Here is a 20204-nt window from a genome sequence, read left to right as displayed (position 1 = left end):
AGCTCCTGACCGGGAATTCAAATACCCCGAATTAAATTCACATTAACAGGCAAGAGTAAACTTATGCTGACTGGCAATTAATTTTGCCCCACAGGCTGTTTGCATGCCTTCAAGCGCAATAGGTTTTCCTTTATATTTTAAAGAATCAGCACCCTGAACAATAGGAAAAACACCTTTACATTGGGGGCACTCTACCCAATCGTCTTTACCCGCTATAGGAATACCATTGTGAGTATATTGATCAATAGCGGTAATCACCTTACCGCCATGATCTGTCGTATCACCCAGCAGAATAACCGCTTTTGACATTAACGTTCTCCATCGTTTTTCGATTGGTAAATAACATCATTCCCCATTAAACTTCGGTAATTAATGGCAATAATCCCAGGTTCACCAACTGAATTTCAACATCATTGGATTTATCAATATCGTCCTGATTTCTTCCATCAAAAATACCTTTTTTGGTAATAATCAAGGTGCCGGTTTGTTCATTATTTTGATACACAGGAAGCACACCTTCCGCCATAGGCAGATAGGATTTATCAATAATACGGGGCTGGTAAAGCATCCAGCCAACACTGAGACGATCAGGGAAAACCTGCCTGCCTTTTACGGTATATTCATTCGACTCTACCTGAATATTGGGTGAATTACGGCTCAAGGCCAAATAGCTAACCAAATTAATTAACCGCAATACATCAAGCTGATGACTGTCAATATCTAGATTCAATTGCAGCCAAACCCAATTAGGACGAACACTTGGCATTTTGCTATAATCTATGCCGCTAGATAATTCATCCTTTTCACCATCCCATATCCCAGTAATAAGCGCCGGAAAGTTTTTCTTGTAATCCTTTTCGAAACTTTTTATAGCAGCTTCAGTTGGCCCTTGCTCATCAAACGCGACATGTTGCAGAGCCTGCTTTCGGGAGTAACCAGTTAAATACCAGTTTTTTTTCTGCCCAAAAAAGATATCAATTTGCCGTGTGATATTAAACAAGTCCATTAACGCCGTATTAGCGGTAATGGTTTCCTGCTGTTGATAATATACATTGATTTCTAAACGGATTATCGCCATGTTGACCTCTGATTAAACTAAACTGTCACAGGGGGTATAGTGGACACTGATATTTTTATATTTACTAAACAGCACCTTAAAATATCCATAGCTGATGGGCTGTAAAAAGTGCCATTCTACGTGAGGTGTCCCTTCTAGTGCATCACAAACCGTTTGATGCCTTTCTGCTTGATATCTAGCTGAATAACGGCCTGTCCACCATCTTTTAGGTTTATTATCCTTAAAAAACTGGTCATACCGCGCCTTGGCTTCCAGAAACAGGCAATACGCTGGTCGCCAGCCATCAAAGGTCACTTTCAGGCACTGAAATTCCTGGATCATTTGTGTGGCCGGGTCATATTTAGTTTTAGCAATAAATCGCTGATAGTTAATCGTGATGGCGCTCCAGCGGCTAACCTTACGATACTTTTCATTTGTCACCGGAATAGCCAGACAAGCCTTGCACTCTTTTTTAGTCCCCGTTTTTTCACATTCTTCCGCCTTNGACTGGGCCTTAACCTGAACCGCACTGGTATCAACAGATCCTTCCCCTAAATCATCATCCTCCCAAAAATCCGCATGGGCTTCGGCACTCCAGACGATATTTCTGTCTGCATCCGTGATTTCAGGGCTTATTACAAAATCCATTTTCTTACGGTGAATGTGTTCATCGTCTTCAACCGGTTTATCCTTACCGGCTTCCATGATGCCGACAGCAATGAATACCCCGGCACAGGCGCTTGCAACATATTCAGCCGCACCCACTGCGACAGGGGCCAATAAGGGTATGGGCATATTAACGTCTCCTGTTTATCTTATTTTGCAATACAAAGAATGNCNTGAACTGCTGTTCCAGCTCCTGACCGGGAATTCAAATACCCCGAATTAAATTCACATTAACAGGCAAGAGTAAACTTATGCTGACTGGCAATTAATTTTGCCCCANAGAGCNTTGCACTCTTTTTTAGTCCCCGNTTCTTCACACTCTTCCGCCTTAGACTGGGCCTTAACCTGAACCGCACTGGTATCAACAGATCCTTCCCCTAAATCATCATCCTCCCAAAAATCCGCATGGGCTTCGGCACTCCAGACGATATTTCTGTCTGCATCCGTGATTTCAGGGCTTATTACAAAATCCATTTTCTTACGGTGAATGTGTTCATCGTCTTCAACCGGTTTATCCTTACCGGCTTCCATGATGCCGACAGCAATGAATACCCCGGCACAGGCGCTTGCAACATATTCAGCCGCACCCACTGCGACAGGGGCCAATAAGGGTATGGGCATATTAACGTCTCCTGTTTATCTTATTTTTTGCAATACAAAGAATGTCTTGAAACTGCTGTTCGGGTTTCTGATCAGGGGATTCCAAGGCAGACTTAATTGGTGAGGCATGCTGAAAATCAGGATTAAACGCAACCAGAGATAAATAGGATTGAATTAAGTATTTATCCTGAAAGTTTAATATCAGCAAATAGTCATAAGCCGCCTTTAGCCGTTCGTTCAGAGAAGACAGGGAAGGAATTAAATCCGCGTGTCTGGTTAGAAGTTCGGCCTGTATACGATCAATAACTGTCTGCTTTTCCAGTTTGGCGATAATATCAAGCTGCTCCTGAGTCAATTTAATCATAATGGGGTTCCTGACACTGAATAATAAGTGGCATGGTGTTGATAAACCCATTTATCAACACAACACATAAATGCAGACAGCTGCTCATGGCTAAAAATGTCACGGATGCGATGTAAAATACGCGGGTCATAAAAACGCAGAAGCGCCGTCTGTTTTGCCGGCAATGAAATATTCAAATATGGCACAAGATGACAGGTCAGCTTATCTAATGACAGAGAGGTTAGCAGCCAAGATACTGCCGGATACGTTTCTTCAAGTGTTGACAATTTATCCTGCCACTGATGAGCGTATTCCATATCAAACAACCACGGGCCTGCAAACGCAATTTTTGAATCTGGATAGTGCCGGAACAGTGGGTTGTTGACACCCGCGATATAGTTAATTTCCTCACCAAAACAGCGCTCATATTGCAAGCCATTCACCAGCGCATAAAGCCGAATGCCGGGATGTTCTTTCTGATAATTAGCCAGTTTTTCGCTTAATTCAGGTGTCATGACTGCCCCCAGATAACGGTTATTACTTCTTCAAGCTCAGCTTTCGTCAAGCAACTGAGACAAATTTCTTTGAGTGGTTCTTTAGCAACGGCAGCTGACATGTCAGCACTACGGTCAATGTCGCGTATTTATCCAGAACATCCGCGAAATCAATGTCTGGATTGGCGCAGGTTAGTGTGGCTTGCAAACTGAATAGCGTTGACAGGGCTTCATTCAGTGTAAATCCGACCACAGCAAAAGTTTTCATAGGAAGATTACCGGCTGCGAGAGTAAAAACCAGTCCGGTTCGTTCCACATCAAAATCATTAGCCATAAGCAATTATTACCTATAATTGAATTGTCAACCCGCAATATACCCCAGACGAAATGATTACAAAAGAAGCAATAATGCTATTTTTCAATCAAAGAACTCAATATAAACAATCGGATATCGAATAGAAGAAACAATACAGTTTGGGTGAATTAAAAAATCAATTTATTTACGATACCTATGGTGCTGTGCGCTAGGGAGGTTTTGTCCCGGTTTTCCGTCAGCCTCAATAAAGCCGGACTAACCGGCTTTATTCTTACTGCAAACGGCTACAGCCACTAGAATTATGCTGCCCTTACGATGTAGTTAAATGCTACGTTGCGGGGCCGAAATCGTAAATAATTAACCCCAGATTTTGATGGTGATGATACGTTGTGCCTTAAGTATCCTGCTTTACTAGTTGAAATGCCGTCGTTATTTAATATCTCTTGTGATCCTCCTTCTGATGCCCAATTGCCAATGAATTGCGCCAATAAAGTGCTTTCTTGCCAAGTTAATAGTGCTCTCCCTTGGTCAGCTCCACGACCATCATCCCATCCGCGGATAAATTCTCCTCTTAAATCAGGTAATCTACCGCCAGGATAAGCTTCCGCCAACTTCGGATACTGTAATTTATTAAAAGGTGAGCCATTACAAATGAAATAACCGAAAGGTGGATGAGGTAACGGCCAGGGAATAGGAGAACCCACAGGTACATTAATCTCTTCACGTAATGAATTTATTACCTCCTGAACAAGCTTTTGTGTAGCCGCCAATGTGTCGCTATTGCCAATCACATTTGTAAGCTGAACAACCCCCTTTTGTGTTAATGAAGCACTGGGAATATCTGCTGTAATTTTTTGTTTTATCGCTTTATTTAATTGATCGGTAAGTTTGGCTACATTTCCATCATCCAGAACATCATTGCCAGATCCTGTCGCAATAAAATCAGCGACGACAGATGATATGGTTGACGATTGACGTAACACCTTATTTAATAAGTGTGTGGGAACATTCTCCGGAGAGAATCCTGTCTGCAAACCCTGGTTTTGTTCATATTTTTCTTGGCTAATGACATTTGCATTATTACTAATAGAAAAAGCCTTAAAATCATTATTGTGACTCATATACTTTCCTTAAATTAAATAATGTTATTTTATAATCAACATATTGAATTATTGTAGAAATAGTCTCCTGCAATTCATGCCAATCAAAGTCTAGTCCAGGGAAAAAATAATACTGTGTTCTTATTAATTATAAGGTTAACCGTTTTTGTATCATTAGCAGAAATAAGTAGATCAACATTTTGGCGTCTAAAATATATCTACAATTTATATTTAACATACGGAAATTATTTTTCTCCTATTATTTCTATTTCATCCTGTAACTTTTCTGTTTTAAATCCCAAACTGAATATTCTGGCATTTGGACAAGAATATCTAAGCGGCAATGTTCAGGAATATCACAGAATTCCCCATCTTTGTAGAAGACACGCTCATCGTTATTATCGATACACTTAAAGTTGCTAGTTCTAAAAACGTACCGGTAAATGAGAGTGCTGGCGATGTTACAGTTGACATATTTCACCCATAAAACAACCGCAGTTAAGCGATATAATACTTGCCACAGTCCCATTGCGGAAATAATATGACTGCCATGAAAATAATATCCGTTGCATCATTGAAAACATTCTGGGAAAAACATCCAGATGCAGATCCTGAGTCACGAAGTGCGAAGGTGAGGGAGGATGTCATTAGAACAAAACAAGACTATCAAGAAGCATTAAAAGCTATTGCCTCACTGTTTGATAATCAACCTGAAATCGGCACACCTGAATTTGATCATATGGAAGTTATGGTTCTGCTGATTGAAGCCTATGAAGCAGAACGCTACCCTATCGACCCGCCAGATCCAATTGAAGCTATCAAATTCAGAATGGAACAATCTGGATTGACGGTCAAAGATTTAGAACCTGCAATTGGCAAAACAAATCGGGTTTACGAAATTCTTAACGGAAAGCGCTAACATTGCCGATGATACGAAAGTTGAACAGTATGTTTGGTATTCCGGCTGAGATCCTTATAAAACCGGCAAAACATATCTAATATCTTCAACAAGCCCCGTATAGGGGCTTAACTGAATTCTCTACCATAAAAAACCCACCAAAACGCTGAGGAATCACCAGAACGTGAAACAGGCATAGCGTGTTTGTAATCCACCGATTACGCAATCAATCAGTGCTGATCAGAGGTGCATCACTGATATTGACCAGCCTTGGACATTTTTCCAGGGTGGGCTCAGGTTAAAAGAGAGGATTATTATTCGACCCAACCTCCACTTCAATTTCTGCGTTTAAATAACTGGCGAGATTGGTGGCTGTAACTTTATAGTAGTAAATAAGGTTAGGAGGCGGTACAAGTATTCCACTTCTTCCGGGGTAGATCTCTATAGAATTATACAGAGTATAATCTCCAACTAAGGATGCCCAGTAGCCACTCACTTTAACTAACGCTAAGCTAACGTTTTTTATAGTTATATGAGATTGATGAGCAGGAACTAATATACTGCCATTCTTATAAATATCAAGAGTCTGATTAGGGTTTATATATACTCGTGCCATTTTATTGTTTCCTTATTATTACGGTTATTTGACTGTCTATATAGCAGATGACTTTATCGGTAAAATTTAAATTAGCATTTACTCCGAACAGTTAAATATTGAACTTTATCAGTGATGTAAAAATAATAAGATAACCTCATGGTCATATCAGTATTAAATGATTAGTAGGTAGAATATTCCCTGGAATACATTAAATCTCATCATTAAAATTAGTCAGGTTAATTATGAGCTATACATTGGTATACTTTGGGAAATAAAATAATGATGAATATCGTCTAGAAGTTTAATTTTAAGATAATAGATATATTTTATTTTGACATGTTTTTAATTTCAAGACATTGGGTTACTCATTACTATTTAATAAAGCACCGCACTATAAGTCATTCATGGCGCGGTGTTTGTATATATTATCTTTCAGTTTGGATCAATTCAGTCACTGGTCTTTGGCATAGATTTATATCGTCATATTTTCCTTTATCATTTCAAGTAAGCCAATTCTTCTGAATACGAACCCCTCGGCTATGCATCAAAAATTCTGACAAATATCCATCATGCGGTACAAATGGTGCCATCCAGGTTGTCGAAATATTTCCTGCATAGACATTGCTGATGGTTGTATCACTAAGAATAGCGTCCAGAATTTCACGTTTTCTCGAAAATACAGTAACAACCAGCGAATCTGATAGCATTTGTAAACTATCTGGATTCACATAAGGGGCGACGGTAACGCATGGAAACGGAAGTTCACGTTGAATCAGCGGGTTTGTTGGATGATCGACAATAGTAACAAAAGGTCTAAGAGCATATCCCGATGAGGGTTGATCACCAAACAGCCGAGAGTCTTCATGATCTCTCTTTTCAGGATAAAGCGACGTCTGTAATAAAGTCGTGATATAAGGAGAGCATAACGGAAATACTACTTCGGCATCCATCTGATTAAATGCTTCAGATAAACGCTTACCAAAATCAGCCGGATCCCCTTCTACTAATACCGCGCTGGCAGAAACACATGCTGCACCACCAAGAGAAGTGACCGATCGTGCAACGAGTGAAACCGCTTCATCAATATTGACATCTGAACCAACCACAATCTTCGAACGTCCCGGTCCTTGTATTAACACTCTAGGATTCAAATGATATTTATCAACGATATCTTGTCCGCCATAAATAATAGACAGATCTGCCACAGAAACTATTTCGTCAGCACCTTGATGATCTGTCGGTATAAGCGCAACGTAGTTTCCGAGTCCAGCCTGCATCAGTGAAGAAACTAATCGTTGAGCTGTGAATGGTTCGCGAACAGAAGGCTTAATTAAGATTCGATAACCAAAAGCGAGGGCTTGTGGCCATAAAGCATGTGCTCCAGGCCCATTGCCACCCGTAAGAACAGCCAGTACATCTGCTCGCCGGCTGAATAAAGCACATCCCTCGGCAACCCGGTTATCATCCACATCCCAAACAGCACCATGTGGCATGGAGGCTTTGATTATCTCAGGCATCATCATCAGAACCTGCGCCGTTTCAGACAGTGAATTTTCGATAATACCCGCTGGCAATCCAGTGACACGGTGCGTCAGTTGTATATACTCTGCCGGAGAAAGACCAGCGACATTCTCACTGAAATAAATTTTTGCGGCTTCATTTATCGCTGCGTGAATTTCATCTAACCTCAACCGTGGTGCCATTCTCATTTTCCGCACAACGTCACAGATATAAACAGGAGGCACTACCGCAGTTTCTCCAACAACTTCATTTAAAATATCAGTAATAACCGCACGCCGGCGTGTCGCATAGGAATGGCCCAAAGCGAAAGCCTCCACCTGTTGTAACTTGCTCACCGTTGCTGCTTTTTCGTCAGGCTTTACACTATCCGTTAGCATTAATAAACCCCTTCCACCACTGTCTGACCAGAAATCTCCTCAACAGGACGTACCAATGCAACTGAAGCCCCTGGGTAATTATCTATCCTTGGAATTCGCATAGCCGTATCACGCTCCAGAATATTTGGGAATAAAGCAAACTTGTTGATGTAATTCATGACAACCCGACCACGCTCTCCAAAAGGAACCGGTTTTTGCGTCAGTGGATCGATAACGTCAAAAAGGACGTTAGGGGCAAAGCTGTCAAAGATAGGTGACCCTTCAAAATCCTGATTATTTCTTGACTTAGATTCGCCCAATATCATTGTACTGCCATAACTGGCTGTTATTGTGACATCAGGAAAAACTGAGGATTGCAAAAATGCCAAGGTATCCGGGTCCATATGAGTTCCACCCCAGGCAATAAGGTCCAAAGTCTTATTCAAATGACTGACCAACTCCGCTCTCCTAACCATTCACTCTAAAAGTGGCGGCGTGACAATTAAGTAACTAATATTTTGTGTATTAATAATATTTTCAGCCTGATCAATAATATGCTCGCAATAGGACTCCATCCCGGCAAGATCACCCTGTTGGATCATCTTTTTAACCCAACGTGGATCTAAATCTACAGTGAAGAAATGTCCGCCATTAGCGCGAGCGCGAAGGCGGCTTATCACCCCAATAACATGAGGCCCAGAAGGGATCAGCGCGAGCGTATTCTTTATTGCATCTTTATTAACGATATTACCCACGCGCCAAGCGACAAGCTGCTCTAACCATTCTTCAAATACAACCACTCGCTTAGGGCGTCCTGTCGTTCCGCCGCTTTCAAATACGCCGGCAATCACAGCATCTTTCAAACCGCGTGGCACTAAACTTTCAACAGGAATATCCCGAAGTTCATCAGCAATATCAGGAAATAGCATTAAATCAGAGAAAGTACGTACATCTTTCAATGGATCAAAATCTAATGTTTTATGTTTTTCGAGCCAAAATGGCGATCCCGTTTCAGGTGAGAAATGCCAATTCATAATTTGAGATAAGTGAATGTTAAAGCTATGAAAATCGATCATATATATCTCCACATTATTAAGCGAAATTTACAGATACTACTGCTCAGCCTAAAAAAGATAATCAATTTAAATAATTGGCAAAATGCTTGATTCTCTTTCTATATCTGGGAAAAAGAAACTATACAACCTACAATTTTAATCGGTTTTTTAAAGATAACCTCAAATTCTTACAATAAATATAGATTGAAAATAGTAAAGTCAAAGATTGCTAACTGATTTTAAAACACATTCAGCCGTTGGAAAAACATTATCACTCGTATTAATCGTGATACTTAACTTTTAAAAGATAGATTTCTTTATCGAAACTGTATATAGCCAACCTGAAAGCAATTGATTTATATGATTGTATTTCTAAATAATCATTTAATTATTCATATCACTCATTATCGCTGATTAATATATTTATTTAATTTTTATATTATATCATCAGACTTTTTACTCTATTTTAAATATCCTTTATATCAGCCAATACTTTGATTTTATAGAGGGTGGCCTTTAATTTGCCTGTTACCACCCCCAGAGTTAAATTAGCTAAATCGCCTCTTCGTCCTGTTCACCGGTACGAATACGCACAACACGGGCAACATCGAATACAAAGATTTTACCATCACCGATTTTTCCGGTTTGCGCGGTCTGCATAATGGTTTCAACACAGGTATCAACAATATCATCAGCCACAATAATTTCGATTTTTACTTTTGGCAGAAAATCCACCATATACTCTGCACCACGATACAGTTCTGTATGCCCTTTCTGACGTCCAAAACCTTTCACTTCTGTCACTGTCATACCGGTGATACCCACTTCAGCCAGCGCTTCACGGACATCATCCAGCTTGAAGGGTTTGATAATCGCATCAATCTTTTTCATGAAGTTTTCCTGTTGTTACCAGTTTTTACGGCCGAAACCAGAGGTGATCGGGTAGCGTCTGTCTTTACCAAAATTGCGTGGGGTAATACGCGGACCAACTGGAGCCTGCCGACGTTTATATTCGTTGATATCAACCAGACGAATCACTTTACGTACAACTTGTTCATCAAAACCCGCTGCCACCAGTTCCTCAACTGATTTATCCTGTTCCACATAACCCTCCAGAATATCATCCAGAATGTCATATGGCGGTAAACTGTCCTGATCAAGCTGCCCCGGTGCCAATTCTGCCGATGGCGGACGATCAATCACTCTTTGAGGTATCGCCGGAGAAACGGTATTACGGTATTTTGCCAATTCAAATACCAATGTTTTCGGTACATCTTTCAATGCATTAAAACCACCCGCCATATCACCGTATAATGTGGAATATCCCACAGCCGATTCACTCTTATTACTGGTCGTCAGCACCAGACGATGGCGTTTATTGGACATCGCCATCAGAATAACGGCACGGCAACGCGCCTGTAAGTTCTCTTCTGTGGTATCTTTGGCAGTACCGGCAAACAGAGGTTCAAATTGCGTCATAAACGCATCAAACACCGGTTCGATCGATACCACATTAAACTCGACACCCAGCATATCGGCCTGCTCTTTAGCATCTTCTATACTCATTTCAGATGTATAGCGGAACGGCATCATCACCGCCTGAACATGCTCTTTACCCAAGGCATCAACAGCAATTGCCAGCGTCAGGCCAGAATCAATACCACCAGATAAACCTAACAGAACACCTTTAAAACCATTCTTACGTACATAATCATGCACTGAAAGCACTAACGCCTGATATATCTGCTGCAATGGCGGTAATTGAGGTGCCGGATTAACCATAGGTTCGATATTTAATTCATTAAAACGGCACTGCTGGATTTGTTCATTAAATGCGGCCAACCGGTGAGTTATTTCACCACTGGCATTAAAGACTTTAGAACAGCCATCGAAAATCAGTTCATCCTGACCACCAATCTGATTAAGGTAAATCATCGGTAAATCTGTACGCTGGCAATGTTCTTTAATTAATTCATAACGGATATAAGGCTTTTCACGATTATATGGAGAAGCATTGATAGAAAGAATTAAATCCGCACCGGCCTGTTTCAAAGTATCAACCGGTTCGTTAAACCATAAATCTTCACAAATTAGCAGCCCAAGGTGATATCCCTTGAATGGCACAACGCAGCTTTGATCGCCCGCTTTGAAATAGCGTTTTTCATCAAAAACACCATAATTCGGCAACCGCTGTTTAAAATAACGGGCCAGGATTTCCCCTTGCCAGAATAAGGACAGTGCATTGTAAATTTCCCCATCCTGCTCCCAGGGATGACCAACCAGAATAGCGGTTTGGCAACTGGCAGCCTGTAAACGTGTCAGCTGCTCGCAGCAACGCTGATGAAAATCAGCGCGGAATAATAGATCTTCTGGAGAATAACCGGATAGCGCCAGTTCAGAAAACATCACCAAATCAGCGTCTTGTTGCTGCTGTTCCTGCACTGTTTGCAACATACGTTCGCAGTTGCCTTCAATGTCACCAATCACCCAATTAAGCTGTGCGAGGGTAATATTAAGAGTACGGCTCATACAATTTGGCTCTCCCGGGCCATCAATCTATCTATATATCAGTTTTCAGTGTAAAAACTTCCTGAGTAGCAGAAAAGTTATTCTTTAAAATCATTCGCATCTAATTCATGACGCGCCAGTAATTTGTAGAATTCAGTCCGGTTACGCCCCGCCATACGCGCAGCATGAGTCACATTACCTTTGGTCATTTGCAGTAACTTACGCAGGTAATTCAGCTCAAACTGATTTCTGGCTTCGGCAAAAGTAGGTAACGCCGTGTTTTCCCCTTCCAGCGCCTGTGTAACCAGCGCTTCACTAATAACCGGTGCGGTAGTCAACGCGACGCATTGTTCGATTACGTTCACAAGCTGGCGCACATTTCCCGGCCAACTTGCCGCCATCAAACATTTCATTGCATCGGCAGAGAAACTACGGACAAAAGGTTTATGGCGCTTCGCTGATTCACGCAACAGATGGTTCGCCAATAAAGGAATATCTTCAACCCTGCCATTCAAAGCAGGAATTTTCAAGTTAACAACATTCAGGCGGTAATAGAGATCTTCACGGAATTCATTTTTTGCCATTGCTTTCGGTAAATCACGGTGAGTCGCTGAGATAATCCGTACATCAATATCCAGATCACGGTTATTTCCTAACGGGCGTATTTTACGCTCCTGCAATACCCGCAATAATTTAACCTGCAAAGCCAGCGGCATATCACCAATTTCATCAAGAAACAGCGTCCCCCCCTGTGCAGCAAGAAACAACCCTTCACGACTGCTAACCGCACCGGTAAATGCCCCTTTGGCATGCCCAAACAGTTCTGACTCAAGCAGTTGTTCCGGCAAAGCGCCACAGTTAATCGCAATAAATGGTTTTTTCGCCCGTGGACTGGCGCGGTGAATTGCCTGGGCTAACACTTCCTTCCCGGTACCACTCTGGCCGTTTATCAGCACACTCACATCGGATTGAGCGACCATTCGTGCTTGTTCCAACAAGCGCAACATAACGGGACTGCGGGTGACTATCTGCTCCCGCCATTGTTCATCACCAGCGGGAGTGGATAACGCCAATGCGCCATCAATCGCTTTATAAAGCGCATCCCGGTCAACAGGTTTAGTCAGAAAACTAAAGACGCCTTGCTGAGTTGCCGCTACTGCGTCCGGAATGGAGCCATGAGCAGTCAGAATAATGACCGGCATACCGGGTTGCTGCTTCTGGATTTCAGCAAACAACGCCATCCCATCCATTTCATCCATACGCAAATCGCTGATCACCAAATCGATCTTTTCTTTCGCTAACAGTTTCAGTGCGTCACAGCCACTTTCTGCGGTTGTGACACGAAAACCTTCGCTGGTAAGACGCATTCCCAGTAATTTCAACAAACCTGGATCGTCATCAACCAGAAGAAGATGGGCTGGCTTACGCGCTGTCATTGTGCTGCTCCTTTATCTGATTCAGATGGGCTACCTGGCTTGCTGTTTTCACTGGGTGATATCGTTGCCGGCGTCTCAGTATGTTCATTTGAGCTGCCTGAGCCAGAACTACTCTGATTTTGCTTACGGGAAGAGAGCTGACGCTCAATATCTGTCAGGTTTTCCAGTTTACGGGACATTTCCTGTCGTTCAAATTCCATCTGTGCACGGCTTTCGCGCAGACGATCAATTTTATTATCCGTATCCGCCTGTAATTTTTGGAATTTTGCCCGCTCCTCCGCAACTGCAATTTGCTGAATCTGCTGTTCGCGCCACAATTTTAATAATGGTCGCAAAGGTTCTGGGAATTTCAGCCGGTATTTATTAAGATTTTCAACCATTTTTCGACGTTCAGCCAACGTTGGCCCAGCACTGTTAAGCAAAATACTTTGCCTGAAAGCCCGATCCCAAGTAGCCGGAACGATGTATTTCGCTATATTACGGGCTCTGGCTGACGTCAGGAGATCTGAACAGTCTATCAGTCGCAGCCAGTAAAGCGCATTCTCAACCGACTGTGGCGTCTCTATATCCCACATTAAATCACAATCTGCGACACGATAATCTGTCACCCGCTGTTCTGGGATTACCATCTGGGCAACTGTAGTTAAATCATGATTAACCGGGGCCTTGATGCAACCCGTCAATAAAAAAGGGGCAAAGATCAGCGGAATCATTCTGAAACCCCAGACTGAAACTCGCTGTAACAAGAATCTGGCGACAAAAGCGTTTTTCCCAGGCTGCACTGCAATATTCTGCCGATCCGTCTTTTGTACAAAACGGTAAATAGACCTGTTATGCATTATTTATTCATTCTCAGCAGTTAATGGCAATTCAATACGAAAACAGACGTCAGCAAATTCGCTCTGAATTAATAACAGTTCGCCCCCCATACGCTTAATACAATCCTGCGCGATACTCAGCCCAAGACCGCTGCCTTTCACTGCGCCTTTACGCTGGAGCGTTCCCTGGTAGAACGGTTCAAAAATCATGCTACGTTCTGATTCAGGAATTGGTGTACCTGTATTGGCAACATCAATTTGAACACATTTGCCGATCTGACGACTTGAAACCCAAATGTTACCGGATTCAGCGCCATAGTGCACCGCATTGGAGTAGAGATTATCAATAACCCGCATTAATAGTGTCGGCTCTGCCCAACAAATATCAATAATAAGCTGAATTTCTGTCTGAATATTCTTTGATCTCGCCGGTAAACTATGTGATAAAGCCACTTCATCAACAATTTCCCGTAAAGAAACCTGCTGTTGTTCCGTCGGGCTATCTGCCAGTTTACGGTTATAATCCAGTAATTGCTCGATCAATTGCTGTAAATGTTTACTACTATTATCAAGAATCGCAACCACTTCTTGCTGATCAGCCGTTAATGGACCTGCGACTTCATCAGCCAATAATTCTGTCCCTTCCCGCATACTTGCCAGCGGTGTTTTCAGTTCATGAGAGATATGACGCAAAAACTCATGGCGCTGTGATTCCAGCCAGGCCAACCGTTCACTGAGCCAGACAATCCGCTGAGCCAGGGAACGAAGTTCTCTTGGCCCCGGAAAAGAATCTATACGAACCCCCAATGATCGCCCTTCTCCCAATCGGTTAATCATTCGTTCAATACCTTTGACCGGCCCGATAATCATACGGGTAAATAACGCGACCAGTAATGCGCTAAGTAGAAACAAAATAAGACTCTGCCAGCCAAAAAATTGACCTTTATCAGCAATATCTTTCTGTAGCTGTTCTCCCCGGCTGAAAATAACATCACGGGTGGCCTGTACCATCTGACTATTGGCATCAGAGAATTGCTCAAGTAATTGAGCGGCGGGCTCGGTGGGTTCACTATTGAAACAAGTGATTTTGGTTAGCTGCAACAGTAAGTTGTCAAGCGTCTTGATGTACTGCTGATCATCAAGTATCGCCATCTGATCTTTCAGCATTTTAGCGTATTGCCGATATTGCTTTTGGTAGAGGTTTTCCAGCGTTTTATCCCCCAACACACAATATTGGCGGTAACTGCGTTCCATCTCCAGCGCAATACCCGTCATCGCCTCACTGCGGCGGGCATCAGCCAATGTGGTACGGTTTATATCAGCCGCTTTCCCACTGAGCTGATCAAGACTTTGATAAGCTTGATAAGCCAAAACCAATAACGGCAATAACACCAGCCAGAAAGCCATGACAACTAATTGGCGCAATGAGCGCGGAAACAAACGCCATTTTTTCAAGGAAATCATCTCGTAGCCTGTCAGTACACTAATGCTAACCGACAAAAGGGCAGATAGAAAAACCTGTCGGCTGATAAATTTTACCTGTTACTGAAAAATATAGTCAGGACGCGAACAATCAACAATGGCGCAGGCAGAAACCTGGAATTATGATGGCGGGATAATAGTTTTTGCTACTACCCCGCCAGTGAGGATAACGCATGCCTGCTGTTTTTATCTACAGTCAAACATAGGTTGGTGCCTCACTCCACGTGTCGCCCGATGTTTGATAAGGCCTGAAAGCGATATCACTAAGTTGGACGGTAGGCACCTTACTCTGGCATCATTCGATAGTTTATGTGGTATATCTCCACCCTACTGTGGACCGACATAAGAAGTTGAATGAGCAACTGTGCTAACTTAATGCAGGTTCCGTGCCAATGTTAAAATTAAAATCATAATAAATTGTTTTTATTATAAAAAATAAAAAACTTAACGTTTCAGCTACCAAATACCCTGTTTTTGGCATAAATAAAATTTGTCTTCTGTCGCCAATTACAGACACCTGAAATCATAAAAATAAAAATAGATATAAATCAAATAATTAAATGTCTCCTTTTTGAGACACCCATAATGGCGTTTGTCGGGTAATTGAGACAATGGAGAAACAAACACCTGAGCTTATAAGAATTTACCGGTATAAGACTTTCACATCTGAATCAATAACATTAGTATCATTCAGATAGATCGTGTCATCTAATAAACTGCGAGATAGTCTGCGAAGCTTGACAAAAAGCTAAGGTTTACGGCGGTTTTTGCTAAAAACCGCCTGATACTAATTTACTTACACTGTAGTACTACCCTAACTGCTTACGGGCATTACGGAAAATTCGCATCCACGGACCATCTTCGTTCCACGCCTCTGGATGCCAAGAGTTATTCACAGTACGGGATACCCTTTCAGGATGTGGCATCATCACGGTTGCCCGCCCATCAAGGCTGGTGACTGCAGTAATACCATTCACTGAACCATTGGGGTTAGCCGGGTAGTTTTCCGTAACCTGACCATAGTTGTTCACGTAGCGCAGAGCCACTAACTGGTTGCTTTCAAGCATATTAAGATGCTGGCTATCGCGGAATTCTACTTGCCCTTCACCATGAGAAACAGCAATCGGCATACGTGAACCCATCATATCTTTCAGGAAGAGTGACGGACTGTCCGTAATTTCCACCAAACTGAAACGAGCCTCAAAACGTTCCGAGCGGTTACGAACAAAACGCGGCCAATGTTCCGCACCTGGGATCAACTCCCGCAGGTTAGACATCATCTGGCAACCATTACAAACACCAAGCGCCAGAGTATCAGGCCGTGTAAAGAAAGCCGCAAATTCATCACGAACACGTTCATTGAACAGAATTGATTTCGCCCAACCTTCACCGGCACCCAGCACGTCACCGTAAGAGAAGCCGCCACAAGCAACCAATGTCTGGAACTGATCTAATCCAGTACGTCCAGACAACAAATCACTCATGTGCACATCAATAGCTTCAAAACCTGCCCGGTGGAATGCGGCGGCCATTTCAACATGAGAGTTAACACCCTGCTCACGCAGGACAGCCACTTTCGGTCTTACCTGCTGCAAAATGTAAGGCGCTGCAATATCTTCTGAAATGTCAAAAGTCAGTTTTACATTCAGTCCAGGATCTTGATTATCCCGTTTGGCCTGATGCTCCTGATCTGCACACTCCGGGTTATCACGCAAACGCTGCATTTGCCATGTGGTTTCGGCCCACCATAGGCGCAGAGTACTGCGATTCTGACGATATACTTCGGTATTGCCACTAAAGATGACAAAATCACCACCTACTTTAGCCTTACCCAAATAATGAGCGCAATCAGCCAATCCATGTTCTGCCAGCAGGTTTTCAACAAACGCTTTATCAGATGCACGGATCTGCACCACAGCACCCAACTCTTCCGTAAACAGCGCAGCCAGAATATCTTCATCAAACACACTGATATCAGCTTCAATGCCACAATGACCGGCAAAAGCCATTTCAGCCAACGTCACCAGTAAACCACCATCAGAACGGTCGTGATAGGCCAGCAATTTCTGTTCTGCAATCAGTTGCTGAATCGCATTGAAAAACCCAGCCAATTGTTCAGCGCTACGTACATCAGCAGTTTTGTTGCCAAGCTGGCGGTAAACCTGTGCCAACGCAGTGCCGCCCAATGTGTTTTTCCCTTGCCCCAAATCGATTAACAACAATGCATTATCGTTATCAGTGGAAAGCTCAGGCGTTACTGTACGACGCACATCTTCCACTCTGGCAAAGGCTGTAATCACCAGCGATAAAGGTGACGTCATTTCACGCTCTTCACCTTTGTCATTCCAGCGGGTTTTCATCGACATGGAATCTTTACCCACGGGAATAGTCAGCCCCAGTGCAGGACACAACTCCTCACCCACGGCTTTAACCGCCGCATACAAACCGGCATCCTCGCCAGGGTGACCCGCGGCAGACATCCAGTTAGCCGAAAGCTTAATACGTTTCAAATCCTGGATATAAGCGGAAGCGATATTAGTTAGCGCTTCACCAACAGCCATACGGGCAGAGGCGGCAAAATCCAGCAGAGCGACTGGCGCTCGTTCACCCATAGACATCGCTTCACCATAGTAGCTATCAAGGCTGGCGGTCGTCACAGCGCAATCTGCCACCGGGATCTGCCACGGGCCAACCATCTGATCACGGGAAACCATGCCAGTCACAGTGCGATCACCTATCGTTATCAGGAATGTTTTTTCCGCCACAGCCGGCAAGTGCATAATGCGCTTAACGGCTTCTGCCAGATTGATATCCCGGCGCTCAAAACTTTCACCACTGGCTTTTAATGTACTGACATTACGCAACATTTTCGGCGTTTTACCCAGCAGTACATCCAGCGGCATATCAATTGGCTGGTTATCAAAGTGTTCATCATTAAGCAGCAAATGACGCTCTTCTGTCGCCTCGCCGATAACGGCATAAGGCGCGCGCTCACGCCGGCAAATCTCTTCAAACAGAGGAAGCTGTTCTGGCGCAACAGCCAGTACATAACGCTCCTGAGATTCATTACACCAAACTTCCAGTGGACTCATTCCCGGTTCATCATTAAGAATTTTACGTAATTCAAACCGTCCTCCACGACCACCATCACTCACCAGCTCAGGCATCGCATTAGAAAGCCCACCGGCACCGACATCATGAATGAACAGAATCGGGTTGTTTTCACCCAATTGCCAACAGCGATCAATCACCTCCTGACAACGACGTTCCATTTCCGGGTTATCGCGTTGAACAGAAGCAAAATCCAGATCAGCATCAGACTGACCGGATGCCATAGAAGATGCCGCACCACCACCCAAACCAATGTTCATAGACGGACCGCCAAGCACAATTAATTTGGCGCCAACAGAAATTTCACCCTTTTTGACATGCTCATCACGGATATTACCCATCCCACCCGCCAGCATGATGGGTTTGTGGTAGCCCCGTAATTCACTGCCGTTATGGCTGTTTACTTTTTCTTCATAGGTACGAAAATAACCCAGCAACGCCGGGCGGCCAAATTCGTTATTAAATGCCGCGCCGCCCAGAGGACCTTCAGTCATGATATCCAGGGCGCTGACGATCCGATCCGGTTTACCGAAATCCTCTTCCCACGGCTGTTCAAAACCCGGTATCCGCAGATTGGATACCGAAAATCCCACCAATCCAGCTTTTGGCTTAGCACCCCGACCCGTCGCGCCTTCATCGCGAATTTCGCCACCAGAACCTGTCGATGCCCCCGGCCACGGGGAAATTGCGGTTGGGTGATTATGCGTTTCAACTTTCATCAGGATATGGGCCTGCTCCTGATGATAATCATATGAACCATCTTCCGCACCGGCAAAGAAACGGCCAACAGCAGACCCTTCCATCACAGCGGCGTTATCTTTATAAGCTGACAGGACATAATCAGGTGTCTGCTCATAGGTATTTTTAATCATTTTGAACAGTGATTTTGGCTGTTCCTGACCATCAATAATCCAGTCGGCATTAAATATTTTATGGCGACAATGCTCTGAATTAGCCTGAGCAAACATATAAAGCTCAATATCGGTTGGATTACGCTCCAGTTTCTGGAAAGCTTCCATCAGATAATCAATCTCATCCGGGGCCAACGCCAATCCAAGTTCAATATTGGCTTTCTCTAACGCACTACGCCCTGCTTGCAGAATATCAATGCGTTTTAACGGAACGGGTTGCTGATGAGAAAATAATTTCTCCGCCTGTTCCAGTTGAGTAAAAACCGTTTCCATCATCCGGTCATGCAACAACGCCGACAGCGTTTGCCATTGTGCATCACTCATTTCATCACACTGAACGTAGTAAGCCAGACCACGCTCCAAACGCACAACCTGAGACAGACCACAGTTGTGAGCAATATCAGTTGCTTTCGAAGACCACGGAGAAAGGGTTCCCGGACAGGGAGCCACTAACAGCAATGTACCTTGTGGTTCATGTTCAGCCAGAGAAGGTCCATATTTTAATAATCGTTGTAATTTTGCTGAATCAGCATCACTCAAAGGGGCATTAATTTCTGCGAAATGAACATATTCCGCATAAATATCATTGACCGGAAGTTGCTGTTCCTGACACACAGAAAGGAGCTTGGTGATACGAAATGCCGATAAAGCAGGTGAGCCACGCAGAATTTCCATAGTAATACATTCTCTCATCTTAGAAGCAAAGCCTGACTGATGCCTCAGGGGGAAACGGGCACATTATAGAGGATTGCGGTCAGTGACGAAACCGTTTGCGTGACGATTATGAATGCTAATTATCTTATCGTCAGGTTATGCAAATGGTATCAATTAAGTTGCGCCGCAAGTTTTTGTTCCGCAAAATGCTCAATCACTGGAAATTTAGCCATGATAATATAACGCGTTTTTACATCGCACCACACCGCGTTATACAGAG

At 43.3% G+C, this 20204-nt stretch carries 17 protein-coding genes and 1 pseudogene; 1 reads left to right on the top strand and 17 read right to left on the bottom strand.

Annotation, left to right across the window (positions count from 1 at the left end):
• Positions 1 to 42 precede the first annotated feature (42 nt).
• From PTE_RS03090 to PTE_RS03055, 7 genes are all read right to left on the bottom strand, one after another.
• On the bottom strand, positions 43 to 309 hold the full coding sequence (locus PTE_RS03090; protein WP_036843116.1) for a PAAR domain-containing protein: 267 nt from the start codon (positions 307 to 309) through the stop codon (positions 43 to 45).
• 46 nt (positions 310 to 355) lie between these two features.
• A complete protein-coding gene (locus PTE_RS03085) occupies positions 356 to 1078 on the bottom strand; it encodes an Imm52 family immunity protein (protein WP_036843115.1) in 723 nt (240 codons plus the stop codon).
• Between the two features lie 12 nt (positions 1079 to 1090).
• The gene (locus tag PTE_RS03080) at positions 1091 to 1705 is read right to left on the bottom strand and encodes a Tox-REase-5 domain-containing protein (RefSeq protein WP_425339423.1); all 615 of its coding nucleotides are present in this window, start codon (positions 1703 to 1705) and stop codon (positions 1091 to 1093) included.
• A 640-nt stretch (positions 1706 to 2345) separates the two neighbouring features.
• Positions 2346 to 2687 (bottom strand): hypothetical protein, encoded by a 342-nt coding sequence (locus PTE_RS03070; protein ID WP_036843111.1) that lies wholly within the window; start codon positions 2685 to 2687, stop codon positions 2346 to 2348.
• Positions 2684 to 3181, bottom strand: a complete 498-nt coding sequence (locus PTE_RS03065) for a DUF4123 domain-containing protein (RefSeq protein WP_036843110.1) — start codon at positions 3179 to 3181, stop codon at positions 2684 to 2686. The genes PTE_RS03070 and PTE_RS03065 overlap by 4 nt, the downstream gene beginning before the upstream one ends.
• A gap of 46 nt (positions 3182 to 3227) precedes the next feature.
• Positions 3228 to 3494 carry a hypothetical protein gene (locus PTE_RS03060; protein ID WP_036843109.1) on the bottom strand — a complete coding sequence of 89 codons (267 nt, stop codon included), beginning with the start codon at positions 3492 to 3494 and terminating at the stop codon, positions 3228 to 3230.
• Positions 3495 to 3775: 281 nt separating this feature from the next.
• Complete coding sequence (locus PTE_RS03055; RefSeq protein WP_036843107.1) at positions 3776 to 4597, bottom strand: phage tail protein; 822 nt, start codon at positions 4595 to 4597, stop codon at positions 3776 to 3778.
• Between the two features lie 610 nt (positions 4598 to 5207).
• Between PTE_RS03055 and PTE_RS03050 the strand changes: the two are divergent.
• A pseudogene (locus tag PTE_RS03050) lies at positions 5208 to 5575 on the top strand (helix-turn-helix domain-containing protein).
• Positions 5576 to 5772: 197 nt separating this feature from the next.
• Here the strand turns inward: PTE_RS03050 and PTE_RS03045 are convergent.
• From PTE_RS03045 to purL, 10 genes are all read right to left on the bottom strand, one after another.
• Positions 5773 to 6090 carry a hypothetical protein gene (locus tag PTE_RS03045; RefSeq protein ID WP_036843106.1) on the bottom strand — a complete coding sequence of 106 codons (318 nt, stop codon included), beginning with the start codon at positions 6088 to 6090 and terminating at the stop codon, positions 5773 to 5775.
• Positions 6091 to 6572: 482 nt separating this feature from the next.
• On the bottom strand, positions 6573 to 7970 hold the full coding sequence (locus PTE_RS03040) for an aldehyde dehydrogenase family protein (protein WP_036843104.1): 1398 nt from the start codon (positions 7968 to 7970) through the stop codon (positions 6573 to 6575).
• Entirely contained in the window at positions 7970 to 8395 is a 426-nt protein-coding gene (locus tag PTE_RS26205; RefSeq protein ID WP_241826117.1) for a hypothetical protein, read from the bottom strand. The genes PTE_RS03040 and PTE_RS26205 overlap by 1 nt, the downstream gene beginning before the upstream one ends.
• Positions 8396 to 8425: 30 nt before the next feature.
• Positions 8426 to 9025 carry a hypothetical protein gene (locus PTE_RS26200; RefSeq protein ID WP_241826116.1) on the bottom strand — a complete coding sequence of 200 codons (600 nt, stop codon included), beginning with the start codon at positions 9023 to 9025 and terminating at the stop codon, positions 8426 to 8428.
• Positions 9026 to 9556: 531 nt separating this feature from the next.
• Complete coding sequence (gene glnB, locus PTE_RS03030; protein ID WP_036843101.1) at positions 9557 to 9895, bottom strand: nitrogen regulatory protein P-II; 339 nt, start codon at positions 9893 to 9895, stop codon at positions 9557 to 9559.
• Between the two features lie 15 nt (positions 9896 to 9910).
• Positions 9911 to 11533, bottom strand: coding sequence for an NAD+ synthase (locus PTE_RS03025; protein WP_036843099.1), 1623 nt, complete (start codon positions 11531 to 11533; stop codon positions 9911 to 9913).
• Positions 11534 to 11610: 77 nt separating this feature from the next.
• Positions 11611 to 12948 (bottom strand): two-component system response regulator GlrR, encoded by a 1338-nt coding sequence (gene glrR / locus PTE_RS03020; protein WP_036843097.1) that lies wholly within the window; start codon positions 12946 to 12948, stop codon positions 11611 to 11613.
• The gene (qseG, locus tag PTE_RS03015) at positions 12945 to 13787 is read right to left on the bottom strand and encodes a two-component system QseEF-associated lipoprotein QseG (RefSeq protein WP_036843096.1); all 843 of its coding nucleotides are present in this window, start codon (positions 13785 to 13787) and stop codon (positions 12945 to 12947) included. The genes glrR and qseG overlap by 4 nt, the downstream gene beginning before the upstream one ends.
• A gap of 3 nt (positions 13788 to 13790) precedes the next feature.
• Positions 13791 to 15230 (bottom strand): sensor histidine kinase, encoded by a 1440-nt coding sequence (locus PTE_RS03010; protein WP_036843095.1) that lies wholly within the window; start codon positions 15228 to 15230, stop codon positions 13791 to 13793.
• 827 nt (positions 15231 to 16057) lie between these two features.
• Positions 16058 to 19945: a phosphoribosylformylglycinamidine synthase gene (gene purL, locus PTE_RS03005; protein ID WP_036843094.1), complete on the bottom strand. Its 3888-nt coding sequence runs from the start codon at positions 19943 to 19945 to the stop codon at positions 16058 to 16060.
• Between the last annotated feature and the right edge of the window lie 259 nt (positions 19946 to 20204).

It is taken from the genome of Photorhabdus khanii NC19, assembly GCF_000517265.1.
Lineage (GTDB): Bacteria > Pseudomonadota > Gammaproteobacteria > Enterobacterales > Enterobacteriaceae > Photorhabdus > Photorhabdus khanii.
The sequence above is the reverse complement of the archived record's forward strand: the minus strand, read 5'-3'. Positions and strand labels throughout refer to the sequence as shown.

Coding starts and splice junctions, on each gene's coding strand:
- glnB (WP_036843101.1), bottom strand. CDS start 9,895: ATGAAAAAGATTGATGCGATTATCAAACCCTTCAAGCTGGATGATGTC.
- PTE_RS03040 (WP_036843104.1), bottom strand. CDS start 7,970: ATGCTAACGGATAGTGTAAAGCCTGACGAAAAAGCAGCAACGGTGAGC.
- PTE_RS03025 (WP_036843099.1), bottom strand. CDS start 11,533: ATGAGCCGTACTCTTAATATTACCCTCGCACAGCTTAATTGGGTGATT.
- PTE_RS03070 (WP_036843111.1), bottom strand. CDS start 2,687: ATGATTAAATTGACTCAGGAGCAGCTTGATATTATCGCCAAACTGGAA.
- PTE_RS03065 (WP_036843110.1), bottom strand. CDS start 3,181: ATGACACCTGAATTAAGCGAAAAACTGGCTAATTATCAGAAAGAACAT.
- glrR (WP_036843097.1), bottom strand. CDS start 12,948: ATGACAGCGCGTAAGCCAGCCCATCTTCTTCTGGTTGATGACGATCCA.
- purL (WP_036843094.1), bottom strand. CDS start 19,945: ATGGAAATTCTGCGTGGCTCACCTGCTTTATCGGCATTTCGTATCACC.
- PTE_RS03045 (WP_036843106.1), bottom strand. CDS start 6,090: ATGGCACGAGTATATATAAACCCTAATCAGACTCTTGATATTTATAAG.
- PTE_RS03010 (WP_036843095.1), bottom strand. CDS start 15,230: ATGATTTCCTTGAAAAAATGGCGTTTGTTTCCGCGCTCATTGCGCCAA.
- qseG (WP_036843096.1), bottom strand. CDS start 13,787: ATGCATAACAGGTCTATTTACCGTTTTGTACAAAAGACGGATCGGCAG.
- PTE_RS03085 (WP_036843115.1), bottom strand. CDS start 1,078: ATGGCGATAATCCGTTTAGAAATCAATGTATATTATCAACAGCAGGAA.
- PTE_RS03090 (WP_036843116.1), bottom strand. CDS start 309: ATGTCAAAAGCGGTTATTCTGCTGGGTGATACGACAGATCATGGCGGT.
- PTE_RS26200 (WP_241826116.1), bottom strand. CDS start 9,025: ATGATCGATTTTCATAGCTTTAACATTCACTTATCTCAAATTATGAAT.
- PTE_RS03055 (WP_036843107.1), bottom strand. CDS start 4,597: ATGAGTCACAATAATGATTTTAAGGCTTTTTCTATTAGTAATAATGCA.
- PTE_RS03060 (WP_036843109.1), bottom strand. CDS start 3,494: ATGGCTAATGATTTTGATGTGGAACGAACCGGACTGGTTTTTACTCTC.